The organism is Zunongwangia sp. SCSIO 43204 (assembly GCF_019904275.1).
In the GTDB taxonomy this organism is placed as follows: domain Bacteria; phylum Bacteroidota; class Bacteroidia; order Flavobacteriales; family Flavobacteriaceae; genus Zunongwangia; species Zunongwangia mangrovi.
Map to the genome: position 1 here is coordinate 4,230,838 of NZ_CP063204.1, position 24,503 is coordinate 4,255,340.

Below are 24,503 nucleotides of genomic sequence, written 5' to 3' on the forward strand. Positions count from 1 at the left end.
TCCCATGTATATCACTATATCTGCCCAAAAGACAAATGCGGGATTCCCGAAAAGTTCAGGTTCCTTCGTTAAGTACCTGGAAAAAGAAAATGAAGGTCTCCAGCCCGATGAAATGGAATATTTCTTTGATCAGTCACAGGACCGGATTCAACCGGAACAGGTGATTCAGGAAATTGATCACAATACGGCTAAACTGAAACAAAAAGAACCGAAATTCTATTCCATTACCCTTAACCCGAGTGAGCGCGAATTAAAAGCCATAAAAGATGCTCCGGAAGCCTTGCGAGAATTTACCCGAGAGGCCATGAAAGATTATGCTAAAGCTTTTCATCGTGAAATCGATGGTCGACCCGTGAATGTTGATGATATTAAATATTATGCGAAAATTGAACGACATCGCTCCTTTAAAGGTCATGATCTACAGATCCGCGAAAACCAATCCTTTGCTACCAAGATCCTGGCACTCAAAAATGAAATCAGGAATATCGAACAGGGCCGACAAACCGGGAATATCAAAACGCTGAACAAACAAATTAATCAACTGGAACAAAAAGCGCCGCATCAACTTCATGGACAACGCATCGTTCGAGGCATGGAAAAACCGGGATTCCAGAGTCATATCCATATTATCGTTAGTCGAAAGGACCGCTCAAATCGATACAGCCTCTCCCCAGGAAGTAAACACCGGGCTTCCGAAGTGGAACTTCATGGGAAAAGTATTAAACGGGGCTTTGATCGTAACCAGTTTTTTAATAATGCGGAAAAAAGTTTCGACCGACTTTTTAATTACCAGCGGAACTTCGCCGAAGCCTACCAATCCCGGAAGCTGCTTCTTAAAGAGCCTAAATCGTATTTTCTGAGCTTACAAAAACTTCCTTTTAAGGAACAGAAACTGGCCTTCTCTCTACTACAAAAGGCTGGAATCAATGCTCCTAAACTTCATATTCCCAAAAATAACCTGGAACTGACCTTAAAAGCAATTCATCAGCTTAAACGTGGAGTGAAACGTGCCATTGAGGCAGGATCTATCGGAATTTAAATCTATTTAACTATGAACTGGAACTTTGAATCTATCTGTATTTTTATTCTCCTGCCTGTCCTATTTCTGGCCACACTTATTTATGCCCTGATTCCCGGAGGTGACACAGAAAAATTGCATAAACGCTATCGGATACGATTTAAACTCCGAAACGGAAATTTTAAAGCTGATAATATTCGCAGAGGGGTCTCCATAATTGGTTCTGCGGGGAGTGGAAAAACGGAAAGTGTCGTCTATACCATCCTTCAGCATTTTAGTCAGCATGATTTCGCCGGTGTCATCCATGATTACAAGGATTTTGAATTGACCGAGATGGCGTATCCCCTTTTCAAAGAACAGAACATTCCCTTTTATACTATTGGCTTTGATCAGATCCATTATCGCGTGAATCCTATTGCTCCTAAATACCTGCCCAATGAAGAGAGTGTGAATGAAACCTCCCGGGTACTACTGGAAAACCTACTGGATCATAATATGGCCAGTGCTACCGGTACCAATAAATTCTTCTCGGATGCCGTTGAAGGCCTCTTCAGTGGTATTATCTGGAAAATGAAAACTGCTTATCCCAACTATTGTACCCTGCCCCATATCATTGCTCTATTTCAATCGGTAAGTACTAAAAAACTAGTCGCACTGCTAAAAACAGATCTTACCGCCAGAAGTATGGCCTCCGCATTTATCGGTGGACTCGATTCTGAAAAACAAACGGCAGGAATTAAAAGTAGCCTGGCTAATGCCCTGAAAAAATTGAGCTCCCGGAAATTGATGTATGTGCTCTCTAAAGATGAAGTGCCCCTGGATATTAATACAACGGAACATAAATCCATAATATCCCTGGTGAATCACCCGAAATACGATACGGCCTACTCCCCGATTATCGCCATGATTATGCACACCATCATAAAACAAATGAGTGAACGTGAACGAAATCCTTCCTTCCTGCTCATGGAAGAAGCCCCTACCCTTAAACTTCCCAATATGCATCGTATCCCGGCTACCCTAAGAAGCTACGATATCAGTACCGTTTACGTGATGCAGGATAAGGTACAAAATGATCTGTTGTATGGGGATAAGGCCAGTAAAGCCATATTAAGCAATCTCTCCTACCAGTTTTTTGGAAAGGTAAATGATCCGGATACCGCTAATTATTATGAACGCTTTTTTGAACTGATTAAAGCGCCTACTAAAAGCGTGAGTAAAAGTAGTGGTCTAAGTATGGAAAGTCGAATTACACAAGGGGAAAAGGAAATCGCTAAACGACGTGCCAGCCTATTTTTTACCCTTAAACAGGGGGAATTTATAGCATTCGCCGATGGGAAGGATAAATTGGTGCGTTTTCGGCATCCAAAAATTAAAAAGCAGGTACCGCCATCCGCCCTCAGTGTCGAAGACAAAGATCTTCAGTTTACACTGCAGCAAATCTATAATGATATTCGAAAGATGTTATCTTAATCAAAGTGCTTATTACCAATGATCGAAAATCACCTGAGTCCAGGCGATTTGGCACTCCACAAATTTTAATAATGCCTCAAATAAAAATAACACCGATGGATATGATCAAAAAAAAGAAGGCTGAAATCGCCTTCTTTTTTTTATTAAAATCTTAAAATATATTAGCGTTTGATAACTCTTCGAGATACACTGTCTTTTCCGGTATGAATTTTCAAGATATAGATACCGGGTGGTAATCTCGAAATATCAACAGTGCTGATATTACTGGCAAAATTTTGACGCTTTACCAGACTACCACTACTACTGAATACTTCAATATTCCCTCCACTCATATCTTCCATTTCCAAAGCCACGTTGAATTGATCATCAACAGTAGTCGGGTATACCGATACATCAAAGGGCTCCTGAATTTCCAATTTTGAATTAGTATCGAAATTTGTGCTTTCCATGGCAGCCATACTGCTGCTCGAAGATATACTTAAAAATGACCATTGTTGATTATAGGAAGGACTATCACTCCATAATCCAGTGGCATCTCCATTAGCTGTTCTTCCCATTCCATCCAGATATTTCCCGGTAGCGCGATTCCGTAATTTGAAATAGTTTCCGACACTTATTCGTTCCCATTGCTGATTATTATGGGTACTACTACTCCATTGCCCGCAATTATCGCCATCGGAAGTACGTCCCATACCATCAAGATATAAGCCTGTCCCCCGGTTTTGTAACTTGTAATAATTACCGGAAGGCTCAAGACTCCATTGTGCATTGACATGACTGGTATTGCTATATTGTCCGACATCACTCCCGTTGGTAGTGCGTCCCATACCGTCCAGAAATAAAGCGGTCTCACGGTTCTGAAGACGATAGTAGCTGGTATTACAGGAGGTACTTACATTGGCATAGCTTCCTGAACCTGTAACCGCTACCCCACTATTGGTACACCCGGATTCAACGGTCGAATTTACAACGTCCTGCATCCATATACCAATATCTGTGCAATCGGTAATTTCACAGGATTCCAAAGTAATATTATTACTCCCTGTAAGTACAAAATATCCACGACCACACTCACGGGCGATAAGGTGTTGTGCAGTAATATTTGCACAATTGTTCGCATAGCGTAAGCCTGCATAGCCTCCCCCATAATCACAGCGGTAGGCATCAACCGTACCTATAGTTCCGTTAATGGTCTTGTTCAACAAAACTCCACATTCTCCACAGTTCCGTGCTACAAGATTGTTTCCCGTAAAGCCGTCCACCCCATAAGTTTCCAAACCATGACCGGAGGTATCCTCAAAATGACAGTTTTCAACCTCAAGATTAAATACCCAACGACCGTCTTCATAAGGACGACTGGGGTGACTGTCTACTCGGATGCCTATCCCGCCTCCAAAAATTCGAATGTTATTGAAAGTTAGATCACTGGCGCGACTGGTGCGAATGCCAAATCCCAAACCGTCTGATCGGGTCAGCGTGAGATCATACATTGCAATACCTCCGCTTCCTTCACGATGAAAGCCTGTTCCCCCATGCCCTTTTATAAGGGTATTGTTATGAAAACGAAGAATGAGATTTTCCTGTAAATTAATGGTCTGCGAGAGTGTTCCACCCGTAAGGATATGGAGCTCACGGTTACCTGTACCGATTGCACTTTGAATGGCCGTTGCCAGATCCGGAGAACTTCCCTGTTGTACATCAAAATTCCTCCAGTAATACAGGTTTCCGGATTGCCATACCTCATGAGGATAGGCCTGAACGAAACTTACACTTAATAGTATAAGCAGGTTACATAACAATTGAATGTAATTTTTTTTCATAATAGGTTAAGTTTTAATAATTACTGATGAGAAATCATTTTCAGGGGCTAATCGAAAACGATTTCGTTTAAATGTGTATTAAACACTTAAATATATGAAATAATAATGGATATATATCACATAAGTGATTGATATAATGACAAATAACGAATACCCTAAGTCTAAAAGCAGATATCAGTTGACAGATAAGCGCACATCCAATGCTTTTTCTGAGCTTTTCCGGGCTAGATAAACTCATCGATTTAACTAATTAGAAAATAACAGATTTCGAATTTATGTTAGCCTAAAAAATACAAGCCTAAATACCAACCCCCTTTTCTCAAATATTTTCTATATGTTCGCAAATTTTTCAGTAGAAATTGAACTTTTTACAGTTCAACCACCTCAACATTGATAAAATATTAAAATATCCCATTATGAGAGTATTGCACGTAAACGGCGCGAGAAGTTGGGGCGGTAACGAACAACAATTAGTATATCTTGTTCGCGGACTCCATAAAAAAGGAATTCAACAGGCATTATTTTGCTACGATTCAAATCCGTTACTTGACATATTCGAACCAGATGAAATCAGTATTTTCAAAAGCCCTTTTATAAAACCTCATAAGTATGCCTACTGGAAAATTTTTAAAACGGCAGTTCATGAGTTTGCTCCTGATATCATTCATATCCATACTGGAAATTCCCTTACCGGATACGTGCTGACCGATTTGTTCTTTAACCTAAAGCCTAAAGTCGTATTTTCTAAAAAGGGAATCAGTCGAAATATGTCCTTTTTAAGCAGACTTAAATATAATTATCGCAAAGTCGAAAAGATCATATGTGTTTCAGAACGGGTGCAACAAGACCTGGATCCCATAATCTCAAAGAAAAACAAAAACAAACTCGAAATTGTATGGGATGGTGTGGAAGAACAACAATGGTCACCTGTAAGCCTGCCTGAGAATCTAAAACTTCCGGCTGATGCTTTTATTATCGGAAATATTGGTAACCATACCCGATCCAAAGATCTCAAAACACTCATCAACACGGCAAATTATTTGGTAAACCATAAATGCTATACAAACTTTCATTTTATTCAAATTGGACGTTTAACAGGCCTGACCGATGAGCTACGCGAAATGATCCAAACTTTCCAACTTGAATCGAATGTTCACCTGATGGGATTTCAGGAAAATGCCAGTGCCTATTTTTCAAACTTCGATCTCTTTTTAATGTCTTCTAAAAAAGAAGGGGGACCGACGTCTGTACTCGAAGCTATGATATACAAAACACCGGTGGTTACTACCAATGTGGGAATGGTACCTCATGCTATAGCACAATCACAAAGTGGATTTTATGCCGAACCTGGACAACACGAAGATTTAGGAAATTCCATTGAAAAATTATATCAGGATAAAGAACTGGCGAAAAGCTTTATCGAGAAATCATATCACATCTGCCGGGAGAAATTTAGTGTAGAGCAATTAACTACGAAGACCTTAAAAATTTATAAACACTTAGGCTAGTACAATTTAAATCAACCATAGCCGTACTTGATAAGTACAAGAACAAGGCTTTTATAACAACAAAAATAAGTTCGAAAGAATGATTAGTTCTCGTTAATCTGTTGCAAGATCCAATCCATTAAAGCTTCCGGCGCTGCAATCGACCAGGAATGTGGGTGGCGATTTCCGTTCAAACGATAGCCTCTGCCCAGTGCATTGATAAACATGGCATTTTTATTTCCTAAAAGCTTCAATTGCCTGATCATCGCCGTTTGATCTATAGCGTTCAGATCATACAAATCATTCTGCCGCTCCTTCAAGTGCCATTCAATGTCTACATCCGCATAAAGTCGCACCGGAACCCCGGCTAGATATTTAGCGTTTCCGCCTTCTGGAGCATGTCGGGAATACATAGAATGCTTCCTATAAACTTCAGGCACCTCCTTTGGGGTTCCTCCGAACTCTGCTTTTAACCTCTCAATATAATACCGTGCTTCCCCAACAGCTGCTTCCGAATAATCAAGAGCTATCGTTTGTGAAAAAGAATGATATAATCGTATCAAATCTAATGGTGGATCAACTCCGAAAACAGCTGTCGGATGAACAAAAGTCTGCTCCGGATGCTCCTCAGCAAGTTCAGTATACCGAATAGCATTCATACCTCCCAGAGAAAATCCTCCAAGAATGATATCCATCCCTTCTCTAGGAGAATCATTGAGATCGGCAACCTCAAAAGTATTCCGAACATGCCTAAATACATTATTTAAAAAATGTAGACTAAATTCATCTAAATACAGATTGTAATTTATCGACGGTACAACAAGTAACAGATTATTTTCGAAGGCCAGTTTCGATAATTTTATGTTATTATTCAGTGCATTTTCCGTTTGCTCTCCGGTAGCCGGCAGCAACACAACTATAGCTTTAATACTCTCTTTTGGCCTCAGCGCATAATAGAATAATTCCTTCGACTTTCCGTCGTTTACATATAGATTAATGGTATCCTCCATAGGCACCACTTCCCTATGCAGGTTTTGAATATAAGGATCTTTTAAATTTATCTGGGAGTTTTGTCCAAAAGTGGATACGGAAAAGAGAATGATGAATAAGCTTAATACTTTCATGGTAAAGGTTTAGTCTAAGACTTGTATCGCAAGATAAAAACTTTCATGTAATCATTTCTAACTACAATCTTTAAGCAACTTGATATCACTCCCTGAGTATCACATCAGTGAATTCTGAGGTCTCGATCTAAGCTTTCCACTCAATTTTAAAACTCTTCTTTATAGATTTCTTCGGCAAGGCTATCAAGATCGGCTGTATCCGTATTGCAAAGTATGATTAGGATGCGATTAAAATCCGTAGTCGCAATAATACTGGCATTATAACCATCTATACTTCCTGAGCTACGTAAAACTGGTTGGGCAAAGCGAGCTTCGTCCAGGTAAAAGCCATAGGTAGGCTTTCCTTTAAGCCAGTCTATTTCCGTACTATCCTGAGCGCGAATAAGCATTCCCTCCTTTGTCTTTTCTGAAAATATTCGGTTTTCCCGAATAGCACTGAATAGTTTATAAAGATCCCTAACACTGGAATACATTTGACCGGCACCATAATAGTTTGAAATATATCGCTCATCCGGATATAGAGGATCATCAACCTTCCCGGTTCCAAAACTATAATTATGGTATCCGTAGGCTAGATTTGGAATAATTACTTGTTCATCTACAAAACCGGTTTGTTTCAGCTTTAAAGAATCTAATAAAACCTGCTTTACCGCATCCTGAAAGTTCATCTGAGTTGCTACTTCAATAACTTTTGAAAGGATAATATAATCAACATTATTATAATTAAATGATGCCAGCGATTTTTCATCTAAGGTGACAAACCTGGATATATATTGGTCAATGCTATAGGAAGATAAGTAGGCCTCGATAGGTTCATTTTGTAATCCGGAGGTATGTAGCAACAAATCACTTATCAAAATTTTACCGACTCCTAAAGGCAGACCTGAAAGATATCGATCCAGCGTATCAGTCAAATTTATAAGTCCCGCTTCCTGTAATTTCAAAACAACACAGGTCGTTAAAAGTTTGGTCACCGAAGCTATTGGAATTTTAGTATGGGAAGTAATAGGTGCTCCAAACCTAAACTCAGCTTTTCCTAAATATTTTTCTGCGACGATTCGGTCATTCTCAGCCAATAAAACACTTCCATTAAAATGTCCCGCTTCGAATTCCCGAGAGAGGATTTCTTCAAACCCGGAATGCTGGCCATAACTTAGTGATGATAGTAATAACAGGAAATAAAATTTTTTCATGGCTCTTTTTCATAGCTCTTTGTTCTAAAGACAGCTTACTTCCGCAACTGTTACACTCTCTATAAAAATCTGAAAAATTTGCTCCACTCTTTCAACTAATTATTTAGTTTTATATATTTGAACAAATTTCTGATATGAGCAATTCATCAAAATCTATAATAATTCTATTATACCTGGCCATAACAAGTTGTACTTCCTACCATCCTCTTTTGAAATATAATTATACCAACGGTTCACAATTAATAAACCCCGAAATTCCTCTAACTATTAAATACTTTGGTGATACCAAATTTCAAGATTTAGAAAAGGTCGATAAAAATTATATTAAAACTATATTACGTCCGTACAATCAACTCGAGCTAAAAAACCTGCTGGCCTATGCCAAAACCAATGTCAATCCTGAATATGAAACCTTTTTGTTTTTATCCAATCAAAAAGAAGGCAATGATTCGCTAAGGCTGCTATCTGTAGATTCGACACGATTAAGCCTAATCTATAAATTACAAAAGGATAATCAATCGCTTTTCATGCTTATGCGAGCGATGAACGACAACAAGGGACTAAAAAGCATGCTTAAGGATGGTGCAGATATCATGAATTCGGTTAGCTTTCGTATTGATTCTACTAATGCCCTCTCCTATGCTGATGTATTCAATCAGGTACGCAAGGATATCAATTATATAAGCGCTACTAAAACACTTATCGATGCTCCGGTTGCAGATAGCCTACAACAACAATGGATGCAATTTCAATATCTGGCTACCATTAATTCTTTTATGCAGAACAATCCAACTCAGGACAGCCTGATACAGCAATACGAGCGTAAAAGGATAGATAAACAATCTGAAATGCTTTCAAAGCTGGATACTACCAAAGTATTTTACGGAGATGCAGTCATTGATAAGATTTTAAGTGAGGCAAAGCACACCCGGGTGGTCATGGTGAACGAAAATCACTGGTATCCGAAACATCGAATATTCACCACTTCTCTATTAAAAGGTTTAAAGGAAATAGGCTACACTCATTTAGCATTAGAAGCACTGACCAATCCTTTACAGGCTTCTAAAATCAATGAAAAGCGTCCATACCCTACCCTCAACTCGGGCTATTATATTCAGGAAGCCTATTTTGCACATCTTGTTCGAAAAGCTGCAGCATTGGGTTTTAAGCTGGTGTCTTATGAAAATCAAGATCCGAAAATCAATAGGGAATTAGGACAAGCTCAGCAGCTTATGGAAATTCTTAAGGATCCGAAAGCAAAAGTATTGGTACATGCCGGTATTGATCATATTCTCGAATCCCCTACCGAAAACGGGAAACGCATGGCTACGCATTTTAAAGAAATGTCGGCTATTGATCCGCTTAGTATTAACCAGGTAGAATTTGTGGGTGGTTCCTCCCACGAATTAAGCCTTATCCCATTCGAACTTATTAAAGGTCAAACCAAAAAAATAAATGACTATTACCTTATAAATCAAATAAAGCCTTCTTTGGAAAAAGTGTACCCGGAAAAAGATTTTCAAATAACAGCCACAACCACTCCAAAATCCAATCCTGCATTAGTGAAATTCTATAATCAGGAGGAGTATTCTATCTACAAAGAAAATGCTGTTCCCATTCTCAATATCTACTCGACTTCTGATAGACTTACGGTTAATTTACCACGAGGAATGTATAAGGTCGTAATTTATAATACTGACAAGAAGCAAAATAGTCATTCTTTCAACACCAAATAATTTAAACTAAATATTGGTAAGACTTATATAATTCCGAAGTATATAGCATCAGTTCGCTAATCCAATAAAAACCTTACACCGGACTCAAAGCAAAAGCGTCAAGAATACTCTAACTAAGATAGCTGTTTGAGCCTTAGATGAAAAGGAAAATTTACACTTAATTATCTGAGCTATTTTGAATTAAAAATCTTCTAAGAATAAATGAATTAATGAAAATAAACTCCACTATATTTTAAGATTAATTTAAACGATCCAGAATTTTTATCATTTCTAAAAGGGTTCCTTTAGGCTCAATTTTCCCATCCTCCCAATCTTTGATTTCCTTAACAACACTACTACCCGAATATACTGTCTTGATTTCTCCACTAAACGAAAATTCCTTTTCTCCTTTTTTATTAAATAGCATATTTAAAGTTTCACAGCATTTGTCTGCAGTTTGCTCAGTATCAAAAATCAGGCTGGTCAAACGCTGCTTTTTGTAATAAATAGTCAATTCTGCAACCGTTTTTTCATCTTGTTCCATATTAATTCTATTAAAATTTAACCTTTGCAGTCATAGTTAAAAAAAGGAATATTATATGCAAGGCTTTACGATTCATAGCATCTCTTTCTTAACCAAAAATACAAACAATTGAATAGTAGTTTTTACTTTATATTGCTTCCGTAATTTAGCTAGTAGTTTTTCGATGGTACTTAAAGATGTGGCAGAATAACCTTTTTTTTTGAGTTCTTGGCTTACTTCTTTTTGGGTATATAGCTAATAGTTTCATAACCTTGTATTCTTTTTTATCCATCGTAATTGGATTATTTATTCTCTATTTTCACTATAACCTACCCTAGCCTAACGGCTACTATTAAAATGCTTCACAAAAAATTAAAAACCACATACATGGCAGTAAAAAGAATCTTCATGTTAGGTCGTACTGACCACAAGAAGACTTAGTTGTTGCCAGTAGTTTTTATTCACAATTTAATTCGGTTAATAAAATCTCGAACATAATTCAGCATCATTTCAACCTGTTTTTGGTTATATTCAATATAGTGCCCGTGAGCCGCCTGATTTCTCAAATCCAGCCACGCAACAATACTTTTTTGGTCTAATTTCCCATAAATATCTACTTTATATAATTCATCATTTAGCGAACTTGCCTTTTTAGGTTTTCCATTCTGGTCTAAAGTGTCTATATTATTTGCAGTCATTAAAGACCTTAACCTGTTTTCAAGGACACTTCCAATAATAACAGCAGCTGGGTCTTTATACTTTTCTTTCAGGAAATATTCCGCCATTTCGATAAAATCCGAAAATACTTCTCCTGAAACTAAATCGCGAATTGAAAGAATAAATCCATCTTTGATTTCAAGTTTAATTGCGTTTAAAATTCCTTTTGCATTATCCGCTCCTCCAAAATTTGTCAGACTTTTATTTAAGTCAACATAAAATGGATGTTCATTTCCATATAATTTAAGAACAAGCGATTTAGTTGAATTTTTTAACTCGGCATATAATTCCACATCATATTTCGTAGTTGCCATTGGTCCAAGCCCCATATCTATTGTGGATGGTGTGGCAGACGCTTTAAATCGGTCGGCTAAATCTAATAAATAGTCAATTTTGTTAATTATTTTGTCTTTCACTTTTGGGTTTTCTTAAATTACTGGCAACTCATGTATAAATGTAACGGTACGTTTATTTTTTTTAGCCATGACCAATCTAAAGGATTTTTAATTGCTTTAAAAGCATTTATAGCAACACTAGTATAAATTCTACCAGTTTTTAAGGATTAGTTTGCCCCTAAAAAGTCATCCTGTAATGCTCTCGCCTCTCCCCTAGCCTAACAACTCCTATTAAAATGCTCAGCAAAAATAAACTACCTAATAACTACTGGTCAATAAGATCTTCGTCAGGTCATAGGGACCACACAAAGATTTAGCTATTGGTTATATTTCATTTTACATAGCCCAATTCTCCCAATCAATTAAGTCAGGTTCTTGATTTTCTTGAGCTTTATGCTCAACAGTTTCTATAAATTTAATTGTATTTGAAACGGCATTGAAAATCAATACACTCTCTGAATAATTGAGAATTGGATTATCGTGAGCAAAACTTTTTTCGTTTCGAACAGTATTAAAAGACTCCATTACTGATATTGATGATTTAAGTATTCTTATCGACATTTCTGATTCTATTAGTCCATTACTCAAAATGGATTTAATATACATTCCAAAAAGACTATGCAATGGAATGTCTTTTTTAGTTCTAATTCCGTGCATCTTGCATAACTCACGAATATATTTAGTAACAAATGTATGAAGTCGGTCGAGTCCAGTTTCTGGTTTGTTATTTTCTATACATTCTTTGATTGCCTCAGATAATTTAGCAAAATCTTTGTCGTCCGAATTTGGCTCAAGAGCATCAAGATTATCTACAATTCCATTTGATTTTAAACGTTCAGCTAATTTTAAGCATTCTTTGTACAAATTTTCATCATTTTGGTCATAATTTCTTTCTCCCATTTGAACTTGAGACAACCAATAATCTGACAAACTTTCTATCAATGTTCCTGCATTATAACCCGTTTCTATTTTAAAAAAAGTTCTTAACCTATTAGCTTTGGAAGCTCCATTTTCATAATATTTTTCTTCATCAATGTCAATTTTAATTGAGTCTAAAACAAATTCTCGAAAAGAGCGATTTGAGAAATCCAGAACATATCCGCCACTCATTTCAAATAGTTTTTCAATATATTTTCTTTCCCGAAATTTTAATTCTGCCATTTATTTAAATTGTATATAATGTCGAAGTTGTTCCTTCGCAATTTAATAAAAAAGTCGAATCAGGGACATTTACATTACTTTTAGAAAATATTGTATTCGGGGTAGCCTAATCCACCATTCTGTCTTCCAATATGTACCCAGCACCAGGATTCTGATCGATTTGATTTTCAACCTGTTCGCCAATTTAAAAAATGATCTTTGATTCGACTAGGGTTTTTCGTTAGCTAACTTGGCTTTTCAGTAGGTTCTAAAAGAGGGATTTTGCACAACACCTCGTAAAAAACTGTGCGAGCTGGCGAACATGATTGCCCCCAAGACAATCCGCTAAGCAAGTGAGAACGGACTTTCAATTCGAAACAAGTCTGAGCATTGTTTTGTATAATATTCTAAAACATTTATTCTATGGACTTTATTAAGTCGCGCAATGCCTTAATGTTTGATTTTTCTTCATTAATCTTTTGAATAGTAAACTCTAAAATTTTTTGAACAGCCACTGATTTCTTTAAACACTCATCCTCTTCAAGAGCATGTAATCCGTCCGACGTTTCTTTATATAAAAGCTTGATTGGATTATTACCTAAAACCTTTAGAGAGTGCGGTAAATGTTCAAAAATGTTTTCGTAAATGGTTGTAATAGTAGGTTTTTGTTTATGAGCATCTAGTAATTTTTCTATTTCGGATTTGTGTGAGGATGGTAATTCTTTAATTTCCTCGATTATTTTGATAATTTCTTTTTCAATGATTCTTCTAAAATAGGCATAGGCTCCAATCCCGTAATTTTCATTTATACAGTTTAAGCCTTTGAAATACCATCTATTTGTTTCTCTGTCAAAATATTTAGTGACTATTTTATTTGGTTGAACTTTAAGAGGTGGATTTGACCCAACCTTTTTCAGAAAGACTTTTGCCTCTGGATATTCCTTTGGTTTTACCATTCCTGGAGATTTAATCATAGATGGGCTGGCTAACAATCTTCTTGAAACTTCATTATCCGAATAAACGTGTAACATGAAATCTATATGATATTCTTTGCACGATCTACATCTTCCTTTAACCTTAAAAGTATAATTGAGTTTTTTGTCAATAAACAGTTCCTCCTCTAATTTTATAAACGAACTATAATAAGCATCAGTTGCTTTATCAAGTTCTAACTCAAAGGTTTTAATTTCATCTTCAATTTCACACCTATAATCAAAGGTTTCTCCAACAAAATCGTGAGGGAGTGTATATTTCTTATTTGACTTTTTAAAATTTTCGTGGACTATAAACTCTTTATACAGTCCGTAATGGGATAAAAAATCTTTCTGGAATTACTACATTAGACCGGACACTAAGTTGAGAGAATATTTTTGCTAGTTATTACCTTAGCAATTATGAGAAGAAAATCTAAACATTACACCTTAGAATTTAAACAAAAAGCAGTCGAGTTAAGTTATGCTAAAGGCAATGTAAAACAAGTATGTGAAGACTTGGATATATTTCCATCTGTACTTTACCGTTGGCGTAGAGAGTTAAAAGATTACGGTAACAACAGTTTCCCTGGCCGTGGTAATCCTAAAATGACCGATGAAGAAAAAGAGATAGCCCGATTAAAAAAGGCATTAAAAGAAGCCGAGTTAGAACGAGACATCTTAAAAAAGGCCATCAGCATCTTCTCCGCGAGCGACAAGAAAAATACAGGTTTATAAAACAACACCTTATGAGATTTCCTGTCGAGACGATGTGTAAAATATTGAAAGTAAGCAAAAGTGGCTATTACCATTGGTTACAATCGGGACCAAGTAAATTATGGTTAGAAAATCAAAAGGTAACTGGGCTTATTAAATCTATATTTAAAGATAGCTTTCAAAGCTATGGTTCACCTAGAATAAAAACAGAACTAGAGACATTAGGCTATAAAATATCAAAGCCTAGAGTTGCACGTATTATGAGTGCTAATTATTTGTTTGCAAAACGAAAACGTAAGTTTAAAGCAACCACATATAGTCAACATAATTACCCCATAGCTCCTAATTTATTAAACCAAAACTTTGAAGTAAGCCGACAGGATCAAGTTTGGGTAAGCGATATAACCTATATCAAAACCAAACAGGGCTGGTTATACCTTACTGTCATTATTGATTTGTTTAACCGCAAAGTTGTTGGATGGGCTCTAAGCGATAATCTAAGTACAGAAGACACTATTATTAAGGCTTGGCATATGGCTATAAAGAAAACTACTTTAACCCAGTCTTTAATTTTTCATTCCGACCGAGGTATACAATATGCCAGCCATAAGTTTACCTCATTAATTAAAAGTTACAATGGCTTAGTAAACCAATCTATGAGCAGAAAAGGTAATTGCTGGGATAATGCCATTGCTGAATCGTTCTTTAAATCATTAAAGGTAGAATGGGTTTATAGGCACAATTATAAGTTGAGATCTGAAGCGGAGTTATCCATCTTTGGATGGATAGAAACTTGGTATAATAATAGAAGAAGACATTCCTTTTTAGGAAATAGAACTATAAGAGAATTTGAATTAGACATGTATAACCTTAAACTAGCAGCGTAGTCATTCAACTATTTGTCCAGTTTTTTGTTGCAAGTCCACTGCATTAATAATACTTTTGAATGAATTAGTAGTCGGAGGATAATATTTGTACAAAATCATTATTTATCAATTTTTATAGTGAGTTGCGCATAACTATATCGTTTATAGATATTTGGCGGAGTAAGTGACTCGGATTTGTCGGCTTAACCTTTTCTTGCTTGGTTTCTAAAATTACACTTTTTTAATTAAAACCGCTATTTGCGATGAATCTTTGTTAGCTGATGGCTTTTACTTGTCTAACTGGTTACCAGAATTTCCTCCTCCATCATCATTTGATAATGCTCTTTCCCTATCGATTCAAAAATATCTTTAAAAATATCGAAAAGTAATTGGGGTTGTACTCTACTTATTTTTTGATAATAAACACCATCCAATGTAGAAACTTTATGGCTCTCGTCATTGATTGAGGATATAAAAGCGTATTTAATATAATATTCAGGGCTATTTTGATCCTCACTTAATATAGCACTCCAAGAATCATTGCCTAAACCTAGGAAATTGGTATAGCTTTCTATAATCCTTCGCATTGTATTTGCAATTGATATATTAAAAGATGAATCTGTGGGTAAATTACCTTTTAAATCCTTGATATTCTTCCATAGTAAAGAGTAGTCATCTAAAACAGCTTTATTATACTGTCCAGTAATTTCCGTTTTGTTGTTTACTTTAGACACTTGATAATGCCAAAAATCTGTGCATATTGGTCTTTTGTTAAACGAGACTTCTTTATAAAAGTATATATTATGAGTTAAAATGAAAACCTGATTTATATTTTCATTTTTTAATGCTTTACGGTTAGGTTTATTGTCGTTCCCTTTTTGCAGAATTAGTTGATGGATCAATGTTGAAATTACAAATAAAGCTTGACTGTCTAAACTAGAAACTGGATCATCGATGACTATTATTTTCTTTTTGGAACTATTATTTTCTATATCATCAGTTCCAATGCATAGTTGATAAAAATAAAGGAATGAGATAAAACTTTTTTCTCCTTCACTTAAGCTTTTGAAAATCCCATCAGTATTATTGCTTCCAGGTCTTTTCAGGTAATAGTGAGAAATATTATTTATTTTATCTTTTTCAGCAATTTCAAAACTTGTAAATCCGGCGTTTCTAAGAATTATATTTATATTATTTACTGCATCAGCAGTATTAACTGTTTGACCTCTTAAACTCTCTACAGATAGTTTTAAATTTGAAATCTCTTCATCATATTTATCTTTAAGATCATTAGCTAGACTTTTTAATCTTGAGTATTTGAGTTTTCGATTATCAAAAGCTTGAATTCTCGCTTTACTCTTATTAGCCATAAAAACCCATATATCAGATATTAGACCTTTTTTATTTTGATCCAGTTCAGAGAAGTTTTTATTGTTTTCTTCAATGAGTTTGATAATATTAGATAATTCCGTTTTGAAAGATTTTATTGAAGAAATATTCTTTTTCTCATTTGAGTTATCAATTTTGTTCTCTATTACACCTTTATTTTCTGCTAAAAAGTCTCGAATTTTTATATAGAGGCTTGAAACTTTATTATCTGGATTGAATGAATTTTGAATTTTTAAAATATTTTGTAATAAAGAGTATGAAGTTTCATTATATCGATTTAGAATATCCTCAATTAGACTAATTTTTTCTTTATATGTTCTATCAAAATATTCATTAAATTGATTTCTTAACTCATTGTCAATGGTTTCTTCTTGACAAAATGGACAAACTGTATCTGTTTTTTCAAGGTATTCGACACCTTTTTCAACCCAATTTCTGTTATTGAGCATTTCAATTAATGGAGCGATATTAACATCCTCATTTCCTACGATGATTTCTTTTAAAAGAGGTTCAAGTTGATTTTCAATCCTTCTTAAATTCCCGTAAATCTTGGGATCTATAGTTGAGGAAATTTCAGAAATTTCATTTTCGTAAAGAGAATTATATCTATCAGTTAAATTTTGGATTGTTAGCTGTTTTGTTGGATTTTTTAAGATCTCTCTTAACTTATCTAGATGATTTGGTTTACTCTTTTTATGAGCTAAAGATAATTTTGAAAAGGATAGAAAACTATTTCTTTTCGACCAACAGTAATTTAAAAGTTCAATTTTCTTTTTATTTTGATCTTCCAGAAGTTTAGAAAGCAATATGGACTTGCAACAAAAAACTGGACAAATAGTTGAATGACTACGCTGCTAGTTTAAGGTTATACATGTCTAATTCAAATTCTCTTATAGTTCTATTTCCTAAAAAGGAATGTCTTCTTCTATTATTATACCAAGTTTCTATCCATCCAAAGATGGATAACTCCGCTTCAGATCTCAACTTATAATTGTGCCTATAAACCCATTCTACCTTTAATGATTTAAAGAACGATTCAGCAATGGCATTATCCCAGCAATTACCTTTTCTGCTCATAGATTGGTTTACTAAGCCATTGTAACTTTTAATTAATGAGGTAAACTTATGGCTGGCATATTGTATACCTCGGTCGGAATGAAAAATTAAAGACTGGGTTAAAGTAGTTTTCTTTATAGCCATATGCCAAGCCTTAATAATAGTGTCTTCTGTACTTAGATTATCGCTTAGAGCCCATCCAACAACTTTGCGGTTAAACAAATCAATAATGACAGTAAGGTATAACCAGCCCTGTTTGGTTTTGATATAGGTTATATCGCTTACCCAAACTTGATCCTGTCGGCTTACTTCAAAGTTTTGGTTTAATAAATTAGGAGCTATGGGGTAATTATGTTGACTATATGTGGTTGCTTTAAACTTACGTTTTCGTTTTGCAAACAAATAATTAGCACTCATAATACGTGCAACTCTAGGCTTTGATATTTTATAGCCTAATGTCTCTAGTTCTGTTTTTATTCTAGGTGAACCATAGCTTTGAAAGCTATCTTTAAATATAGATTTAATAAGCCCAGTTACCTTTTGATTTTCTAACCATAATTTACTTGGTCCCGATTGTAACCAATGGTAATAGCCACTTTTGCTTACTTTCAATATTTTACACATCGTCTCGACAGGAAATCTCATAAGGTGTTGTTTTATAAACCTGTATTTTTCTTGTCGCTCGCGGAGAAGATGCTGATGGCCTTTTTTAAGATGTCTCGTTCTAACTCGGCTTCTTTTAATGCCTTTTTTAATCGGGCTATCTCTTTTTCTTCATCGGTCATTTTAGGATTACCACGGCCAGGGAAACTGTTGTTACCGTAATCTTTTAACTCTCTACGCCAACGGTAAAGTACAGATGGAAATATATCCAAGTCTTCACATACTTGTTTTACATTGCCTTTAGCATAACTTAACTCGACTGCTTTTTGTTTAAATTCTAAGGTGTAATGTTTAGATTTTCTTCTCATAATTGCTAAGGTAATAACTAGCAAAAATATTCTCTCAACTTAGTGTCCGGTCTAATGTAGTAATTCCAACTGAAAGATTTTCATCATCAAAAACTTGATAAACAGGCCCCTCCTCTTCTCGCTGTACGGTACAGTTTTCATCACCTGTACCACAGTCTACCTCATCAATCATCAGAGTTGTAGTTCCCAGATCTATATAATCATAATCCGGATCAGAAATTTCTGAAGTGGCAAAGGACATCCCTATGGCACAGATAAACGCCATTAACGGTAATATTAACTTACTTCTTTTCATAATTTAAGTATTTAAATTCATTAAAATGCCTACTTTCTTTACAGGTGTTCGGCCTCCGTTCCTGTCTTCATCGCGATAAATTCTTTATAGCTTCTTATTCTTTTCGAAATAAAAACCGGTAGTGGCTAATACAAGACTTATAGTATTCAGCAGCAAGTGTTGCTTCCAGCTGAGAAGGCTTAGGATGCCTCCACATGTACAGGGTTCATAAGGGCTTATAAAAACAATCCATAGTGTATAAGCAGTGAACAGGCTTAAGAGTATTACACTACTTAAAAGACTGATTTTTCTAAAATCTTCAAATATGATTCCTCCAGCTATACCAATTTCCCCTAAAGGAATTAACCAGGAAAGTATATCAGCGGTATGTTCTGTAAAAAATAGCGGTGCATTTCTTAAGGTCGTAAAAAGTGCATTAGTATCTATAAGTTTTGAAAAACCGGTATAGGCGAATAGTAGAATTAAGTATAGGGCAATTCCAAGCTTAAAAATGTTCATTGTAGCCCCATTCAACTTTCCTTGATATCTACATTTCATTTGATTCATCCCATTCGCATTTTTTGGAGTTATGGTTTAAAGTTCACCATATTGATCCAAAAGCTTTTGCCTGAAACGATTTTCAATTTGAACTTAAGGCTAAATATTTATAATTCTCTTATTTTACTTGGTGCCACACTATAATGTTTTTTGAAAGATCTTGAGAAATGTGCTAAACTCACAAAGCCACATTCTTCTGAGATTTCACTAATGGACATTGAAGTATCTCGGATAAGAGCATAGGCCTTTTCCAGTCGTTTCCTTAGATGGTATTCATTAATGGATTCTTCATAAGTACGCTTAAATATCACGGTCATTTTACTCACACTAGCGCCTACTTCTCTGGCTATCACAGACAGTTTCGGAAGTGGACGATCCAATCTTTTAATAATATAGGCATGTAATGTTCTTACTAAGTCCCGTTGATCTTTCAAAAGGAGACTTCGATATTCACTTGGATATCTTATTTGTCCTTCCTTACGGTCTTTAAGCTCATTTTTTAAACGTTCATTACAATAAACTGCTTTAAAAACGGAAAGACAATAGCCTGTTTGTTCTCCTGAAATTAAAGGATGAAGATAGCCATATCCCGACCATGAATATCCACAATGATGTTTTAGCTCAATGCTAATTGGTAAGCGATATTGACCTACATCAGTCATAAATTTCTCAATCTGTTCATTTAGGCCAATCCGATCACCTAGGATCAATTTCAAAGGTTTTCCTAAAAGATGTTCCTCTTTATACATTAGGATTTTACGAATATTTTCAGAGAATGATGTGATCTGTAAATTCTCATCCAGATTAATGATGACATTTTCAATCGCTTCTTTACTCTTTTCAAAATTGATTTGGTGAACTACTGTATTAATTTCTTCAACCATAATATTGAGAGAAATCGCAATCTGTTCGAGCTCATCCTTTTGATTTCTAAGTGGCAAGGTGTAAGTATAGGTACCAAGAGTGATTTCTGTAATAAAATTCAGAATCTCCTGTACCCTGGCTTTGAAAGTTGGGGTATTCATAACTTGGTGGGTTATAAGGTTATTCAAATTGCTTCAAAAAGTTTAAGGCTTCTGAAGTGGTTGTAAAAGTCTCAATGGGGACATTAGGCTTACTAATCTCCCTAAATGCCGACATCATGGTTCCAAAATAGCTTTCTTCTATAACAAAGGCAACCGCTAATGCATTCAGGCATCCATCAACAGCGAGATATTCCCTTGCTGCCTTACTAGAAGTTTTAAGCTGTCTTATGTCGCATAAAATGGGGTATACTTTTCCTTGCTGAAGTCGTAATCTGGCTTTTACCACAGCCCGAGCTTCATTGATATCGAGAATTATATTGGGTTTATATATAAAATTAAGAATACCCTCCTCGACCCAGAAGTGTGCATAATCTTCTCCTTTAAACATTTGTATCCCTATTTCTATTCTAAAAATAGGAAAATTTTCATAACCTTAATTTAACATTACAATCAATAGATTACAATAATTCATAGAAAATACCAGTAAATACGCCTATTTGACTTTAAATTTCATGATTTGACTCGTAGACCATTTTAATGTTTCTTCTTAAAACAAAGCGGTTGTTTTTTTAGCTTGATAGGAGTTTAAATGATAACAAATGGCGAAAATTAAGTACAATAATATCCTAAACACCGTAATCTCGGTGATGACAAGTGCCAAAGAATCCGGCGCTCTTCATCTGTATGCTGATGGAAATGCTATCAATGGAAGAAAACTTCAAATTGATGGAAAGGAATTGTTCAATTTTGGAACTACAGGTTATCTAGGGTTAGAACAGGATGAGCGTTTAAAACAAGGCGCTATTCAAGCCATACAAGCCTACGGAACAGAATTCCCAATGTCTAAATCTTATGTTTCTCATCCTTTATACCGCGAACTAGAGACCTTACTGTCCAAAATATATAATGATCATTTCGTTGTGGTGACCAAGAACAGTACTCTAGGACATTTAGGTGTTATTCCCTCTGTTGTGAATGATGGCGATGGAATTATATTAGACCATCAGGTACACTGGAGTGTTCAAAGTGCCGTACAGCCGCTAAAACTACGTTCAGTTCCAGTCGAAATGATTCGCCATAATAACCTTGACATGCTGGAAGAAAAATTGAAAAAATTACAATCGAAATGCAACAAAATTTGGTTTATGGCTGATGGGATGTATTCGATGTACGGAGATTATGCACCTATCGAAGATTTAATAGGACTAGCCAAACGATATAGTCAACTTTATTTATACTTTGATGATGTCCATGGAATGAGTTGGAAAGGTACTAACGGTAGTGGATATGTGATGAGTATTCTCAAAGAATTACCAGAAAAAGTAATTCTCATTTCCACACTAAGCAAAACTTTTGGAGCTAGTGGTGCAGTTATGGTTTGTAAAGATCAAAAGATTCAGGAAAGAATTAAAAATTTTGGAGGACCACTTACGTTTTCTATTCAACTGGATCCAGCCGCCGTTGGTGCTGCAATAGCTTCTGCGAAAATTCATTTATCTCCCGAAATCTATCAATTACAAAAGGAACTTTATGATCGAATTTCATGTATGGATCAATGCCTAAAAAACACTAGGCTTCCATTAATAACGCATAACGATTCACCAATATTCTATATAGGAACAGGTATGCCAGAGACTGGTTTTAATCTTATTAAACGATTAATAGCCAAAGGCTTTTATACTAATCTTGGAATTTTTCCTGCTGTTCCAATCAAAAATACCGGATTACGCATTAGTATATCGAGACATAATCAACAAAAGGATATCGAGGATTTCGTAAACACATTACAAAAAGAATATCCTAAAGCTTTATATGATACGGGGACTAATATAAACCGGGTATCTGCAGCATTTGGTCGGACGATCAAAGGCTCTGAAAAATCTAAACAGCTAGATGAAAAATTAAGTCTTAAAAAATATAATTCTATTAAAGAAATATCTCCAAGCTTTTGGAATGAGCGAGTTGGAAATAATAGCTTTTATGACTGGGATGGTCTGGTGACTTTAGAAAAAATCTTTAAGCATGAAAAAACACCTGAACATCAACTTCAATTTTTTTATTTCAATATCTTGGACCAAAATGAAAAATGTATCCTCTCTACTTTTTTTACTTACGGGTTGTGGAAAGAAGATATGCTGGCTCCAAGCTCTGTTTCCGTAAGAATAGAAAAGGAAAGAGAGTCAAATCCTTACTATCACACAAGTTATTGCCTTTGTATGGGATCCATGGTCACCGAAGGTAATCATCTATTTCTCGATAGGGATAACAAGCTCTGGAAACAGGCTTTTGATCTTCTACTGGAACAAATAGAAATTCTTGACAAAAAATTGAATCCGGATTATGTCATTTTACGCGATTTTGATCAAAAGGATACCGGAATCAAACTATACCTACATAAAAAAGGTTTTATTCAGGTTGCCATGCCAGAATCTGCGGTTTTCGATACGTTCGAATGGAAAGATCAAAAGGAATATATTCAAAGTTTAAGTAAACGATCACGTAAGCATTTTAGAAAAGAAATTCTTGCATTTGAAAATGATTTAAAAATAGTTTACAGGCAATCTCTCAGTAATATAGAACTGCTACAATGCTACAGGTTATACCAGTCGGTAAAGAATCAAAATTTGGGTTTAAATACTTTTAGTTATCCCTTTAGTTTATTTACCCATATGAAGGACGCTCCTCAATGGGAATTTATATTGATTTCTTTAAAAGAACCCGATCAAAATTTAGTAGGAGTAATGTTTTGTTATAAAAACAAAAGTGGGATTTACACGCCTGCAATTATTGGTATGGATTACACATTCGCATATCGATACAACATCTATAGACACTTACTCTATCATACTATTAAAAGATCGAAAGCTCTAGATTATAAACGGGTCGATTTCGGACTTACGGCGGGCTTTGAGAAACGGAAGCTTGGCGCAAAGATCATTGAGAAATGTGCATACCTACAAGCAAAGGACAATTTTGCCATGGAGTCCTTGGAATGGTTAAGAACAGATTAGAAGTCTATATTTCCCAGACGCATTAAATTTTCTTTGATCCAGATTACTTATACGATTCAAATTTGAAACTAGCACAACAACGTCACTATTTGTTATCCTTAAATACGCACCCCATGATCGAGAACATTATGTCCACTTTTAGCGAAAACATCGATAGCCTGATTCATTCCGGTGATTCCGATCTTAAAAAAGCTGAATCCGGAATTCAGCTCTCGGTAAAAACCCTTACCAAACTTCAAAAACATGTAGATAAGGAGGATTTTGAAGATCCCCAGTCAGAAATAGACTTCTTCAGGAATATCAAACCCCTTCCAATGAGTTACCATATCTACTTCTCTCAGGTACGTCATTGTGAGATTAAACTACCAAAAATCGGTAATTCTAATAAGGTGCGATTTCTCGAGAAAGAGATGAAAAAGATCAATCAATTCTTTTCGGAGAATAACAGTTTTGTAAGTTATATGGAACAGGGACATACGTATCTTGATCATATGTTCTTTAGTCGTCACGGGAAAAGAGATTTTTCGTTTAACCCCAATATTTTCTACTACCAATACCCGGAATTCTCCACCTCTCATGATTTGCTTTGGTCTCAGGTACAGGCGCTGTACCGTTACATTCATTATATTCGGGAAAAACTGGAAAGAATAGAACCGGGAAGCAGCAGTAATTTCAGGGAACGAAAACCTAACCTTTTAATTTGGTCTGGTACCAAAACAAATTTAGTCGAAATGATCTATTCTTTTTATTTCAATGGAGACATCAATCATGGAACCGTAGATCTAAAAACTCTTTTTGCAGCTTTTGAAGATTTCTTTAATATCAAGATCGATAATTTCTACAAAACATACGGCGAAATAAAATCCCGTAAAGATCCTCGTACCAAATATCTTCATTCGCTTGCCACAATCATGGACGCTAAAATGCGAGAAGACGATAAAAAATAGATTTTCGTAGTCAAATCGTACTACGAAAAGTTCATTTCTCGTAAAATTCTTTCCTATTTCACGCCTTACCTACCTCTTATTCCTCCTTCACCTATTTAAATCAGGTCATAACA

20 protein-coding genes are annotated in these 24,503 nt (G+C 35.4%); 7 read left to right on the forward strand and 13 right to left on the reverse strand.

The features are described from left to right. Positions 1-4: 4 nt before the first annotated feature. Both mobB and INR75_RS18665 read left to right on the forward strand, forming a co-directional pair. Entirely contained in the window at positions 5-1,039 is a 1,035-nt protein-coding gene (gene mobB, locus INR75_RS18660; RefSeq protein ID WP_223090009.1) for a MobB family relaxase, read from the forward strand. Between the two features lie 12 nt (positions 1,040-1,051). Then, positions 1,052-2,491, forward strand: coding sequence for a type IV secretory system conjugative DNA transfer family protein (locus tag INR75_RS18665; protein ID WP_223090010.1), 1,440 nt, complete (start codon positions 1,052-1,054; stop codon positions 2,489-2,491). Positions 2,492-2,652: 161 nt separating this feature from the next. On the opposite strand, the gene INR75_RS18670 is transcribed toward INR75_RS18665, so the two are convergent. Continuing rightward, a complete protein-coding gene (locus INR75_RS18670) occupies positions 2,653-4,311 on the reverse strand; it encodes an RICIN domain-containing protein (protein WP_223090011.1) in 1,659 nt (552 codons plus the stop codon). Positions 4,312-4,727: 416 nt separating this feature from the next. Here INR75_RS18670 and INR75_RS18675 point away from each other — a divergent pair, with 416 nt between their 5' ends. Further along, positions 4,728-5,819, forward strand: coding sequence for a glycosyltransferase family 4 protein (locus INR75_RS18675; RefSeq protein WP_223090012.1), 1,092 nt, complete (start codon positions 4,728-4,730; stop codon positions 5,817-5,819). 83 nt (positions 5,820-5,902) lie between these two features. Here the strand turns inward: INR75_RS18675 and INR75_RS18680 are convergent, their stop codons facing one another. Then, entirely contained in the window at positions 5,903-6,922 is a 1,020-nt protein-coding gene (locus INR75_RS18680; protein WP_223090013.1) for a hypothetical protein, read from the reverse strand. Between the two features lie 146 nt (positions 6,923-7,068). After that, on the reverse strand, positions 7,069-8,115 hold the full coding sequence (locus tag INR75_RS18685) for a serine hydrolase (protein ID WP_223090014.1): 1,047 nt from the start codon (positions 8,113-8,115) through the stop codon (positions 7,069-7,071). Positions 8,116-8,249: 134 nt separating this feature from the next. On the opposite strand from INR75_RS18685, the gene INR75_RS18690 reads away from it, so the two are divergent. Beyond that, positions 8,250-9,851: a hypothetical protein gene (locus tag INR75_RS18690; RefSeq protein ID WP_223090015.1), complete on the forward strand. Its 1,602-nt coding sequence runs from the start codon at positions 8,250-8,252 to the stop codon at positions 9,849-9,851. A 238-nt stretch (positions 9,852-10,089) separates the two neighbouring features. Here the strand turns inward: INR75_RS18690 and INR75_RS18695 are convergent, their stop codons facing one another. From INR75_RS18695 to INR75_RS18710, 4 genes are all read right to left on the reverse strand, one after another. Next, positions 10,090-10,374 (reverse strand): hypothetical protein, encoded by a 285-nt coding sequence (locus INR75_RS18695; RefSeq protein WP_223090016.1) that lies wholly within the window; start codon positions 10,372-10,374, stop codon positions 10,090-10,092. A 440-nt stretch (positions 10,375-10,814) separates the two neighbouring features. After that, complete coding sequence (locus INR75_RS18700; protein WP_223090017.1) at positions 10,815-11,486, reverse strand: hypothetical protein; 672 nt, start codon at positions 11,484-11,486, stop codon at positions 10,815-10,817. A 315-nt stretch (positions 11,487-11,801) separates the two neighbouring features. After that, positions 11,802-12,626: an abortive infection family protein gene (locus tag INR75_RS18705; protein ID WP_223090018.1), complete on the reverse strand. Its 825-nt coding sequence runs from the start codon at positions 12,624-12,626 to the stop codon at positions 11,802-11,804. Between the two features lie 395 nt (positions 12,627-13,021). After that, positions 13,022-13,561 carry a hypothetical protein gene (locus INR75_RS18710; protein ID WP_223090019.1) on the reverse strand — a complete coding sequence of 180 codons (540 nt, stop codon included), beginning with the start codon at positions 13,559-13,561 and terminating at the stop codon, positions 13,022-13,024. A 414-nt stretch (positions 13,562-13,975) separates the two neighbouring features. Here INR75_RS18710 and INR75_RS18715 point away from each other — a divergent pair. Beyond that, positions 13,976-15,180 (forward strand): IS3 family transposase gene (locus tag INR75_RS18715; RefSeq protein ID WP_086026153.1). Its coding sequence is split into 2 segments (ribosomal slippage): positions 13,976-14,255 and positions 14,255-15,180, totalling 1,206 coding nucleotides; the frame shifts between segments, so codons are not numbered across the junction. Positions 15,181-15,455: 275 nt separating this feature from the next. Here INR75_RS18715 and INR75_RS18720 read toward each other — a convergent pair. The 6 genes from INR75_RS18720 to INR75_RS18745 form a co-directional block, all read right to left on the reverse strand. Further along, positions 15,456-17,354, reverse strand: coding sequence for an AAA family ATPase (locus tag INR75_RS18720; RefSeq protein WP_223090020.1), 1,899 nt, complete (start codon positions 17,352-17,354; stop codon positions 15,456-15,458). A gap of 40 nt (positions 17,355-17,394) precedes the next feature. Continuing rightward, positions 17,395-18,599, reverse strand: a protein-coding gene (locus tag INR75_RS18725) for an IS3 family transposase (RefSeq protein WP_086026153.1) whose coding sequence is annotated in 2 segments (ribosomal slippage) — positions 17,395-18,320 and positions 18,320-18,599 — 1,206 coding nt in all. Because the reading frame shifts where the segments join, the coding sequence is not laid out codon by codon here. A gap of 10 nt (positions 18,600-18,609) precedes the next feature. Then, complete coding sequence (locus INR75_RS18730; RefSeq protein WP_255584591.1) at positions 18,610-18,870, reverse strand: DUF6520 family protein; 261 nt, start codon at positions 18,868-18,870, stop codon at positions 18,610-18,612. Positions 18,871-18,954: 84 nt separating this feature from the next. Further along, a complete protein-coding gene (locus tag INR75_RS18735; protein ID WP_223090022.1) occupies positions 18,955-19,368 on the reverse strand; it encodes a MauE/DoxX family redox-associated membrane protein in 414 nt (137 codons plus the stop codon). Between the two features lie 146 nt (positions 19,369-19,514). Continuing rightward, positions 19,515-20,432, reverse strand: coding sequence for an AraC family transcriptional regulator (locus tag INR75_RS18740; RefSeq protein WP_223090023.1), 918 nt, complete (start codon positions 20,430-20,432; stop codon positions 19,515-19,517). A 19-nt stretch (positions 20,433-20,451) separates the two neighbouring features. Then, complete coding sequence (locus INR75_RS18745) at positions 20,452-20,820, reverse strand: hypothetical protein (RefSeq protein ID WP_223090024.1); 369 nt, start codon at positions 20,818-20,820, stop codon at positions 20,452-20,454. 211 nt (positions 20,821-21,031) lie between these two features. Here INR75_RS18745 and INR75_RS18750 point away from each other — a divergent pair, with 211 nt between their 5' ends. Together INR75_RS18750 and INR75_RS18755 are read left to right on the forward strand one after the other, a co-directional pair. Next, entirely contained in the window at positions 21,032-23,443 is a 2,412-nt protein-coding gene (locus tag INR75_RS18750) for a GNAT family N-acetyltransferase (RefSeq protein ID WP_223090025.1), read from the forward strand. Positions 23,444-23,505: 62 nt separating this feature from the next. Continuing rightward, positions 23,506-24,390 (forward strand): RteC domain-containing protein, encoded by an 885-nt coding sequence (locus INR75_RS18755; protein WP_255584592.1) that lies wholly within the window; start codon positions 23,506-23,508, stop codon positions 24,388-24,390. Positions 24,391-24,503 lie beyond the last annotated feature (113 nt).

Excerpts from the sequence above, each read along its gene's own strand:
- mobB (WP_223090009.1), top strand. The coding sequence starts at position 5 with ATGTATATCACTATATCTGCCCAAAAGACAAATGCGGGATTCCCGAAA.
- INR75_RS18665 (WP_223090010.1), top strand. The coding sequence starts at position 1,052 with ATGAACTGGAACTTTGAATCTATCTGTATTTTTATTCTCCTGCCTGTC.
- INR75_RS18670 (WP_223090011.1), bottom strand. The coding sequence starts at position 4,311 with ATGAAAAAAAATTACATTCAATTGTTATGTAACCTGCTTATACTATTA.
- INR75_RS18675 (WP_223090012.1), top strand. The coding sequence starts at position 4,728 with ATGAGAGTATTGCACGTAAACGGCGCGAGAAGTTGGGGCGGTAACGAA.
- INR75_RS18680 (WP_223090013.1), bottom strand. The coding sequence starts at position 6,922 with ATGAAAGTATTAAGCTTATTCATCATTCTCTTTTCCGTATCCACTTTT.
- INR75_RS18685 (WP_223090014.1), bottom strand. The coding sequence starts at position 8,115 with ATGAAAAAATTTTATTTCCTGTTATTACTATCATCACTAAGTTATGGC.
- INR75_RS18690 (WP_223090015.1), top strand. The coding sequence starts at position 8,250 with ATGAGCAATTCATCAAAATCTATAATAATTCTATTATACCTGGCCATA.
- INR75_RS18695 (WP_223090016.1), bottom strand. The coding sequence starts at position 10,374 with ATGGAACAAGATGAAAAAACGGTTGCAGAATTGACTATTTATTACAAA.
- INR75_RS18705 (WP_223090018.1), bottom strand. The coding sequence starts at position 12,626 with ATGGCAGAATTAAAATTTCGGGAAAGAAAATATATTGAAAAACTATTT.
- INR75_RS18710 (WP_223090019.1), bottom strand. The coding sequence starts at position 13,561 with ATGGTAAAACCAAAGGAATATCCAGAGGCAAAAGTCTTTCTGAAAAAG.
- INR75_RS18730 (WP_255584591.1), bottom strand. The coding sequence starts at position 18,870 with ATGAAAAGAAGTAAGTTAATATTACCGTTAATGGCGTTTATCTGTGCC.
- INR75_RS18735 (WP_223090022.1), bottom strand. The coding sequence starts at position 19,368 with ATGAACATTTTTAAGCTTGGAATTGCCCTATACTTAATTCTACTATTC.
- INR75_RS18740 (WP_223090023.1), bottom strand. The coding sequence starts at position 20,432 with ATGAATACCCCAACTTTCAAAGCCAGGGTACAGGAGATTCTGAATTTT.
- INR75_RS18745 (WP_223090024.1), bottom strand. The coding sequence starts at position 20,820 with ATGTTTAAAGGAGAAGATTATGCACACTTCTGGGTCGAGGAGGGTATT.
- INR75_RS18750 (WP_223090025.1), top strand. The coding sequence starts at position 21,032 with ATGGCGAAAATTAAGTACAATAATATCCTAAACACCGTAATCTCGGTG.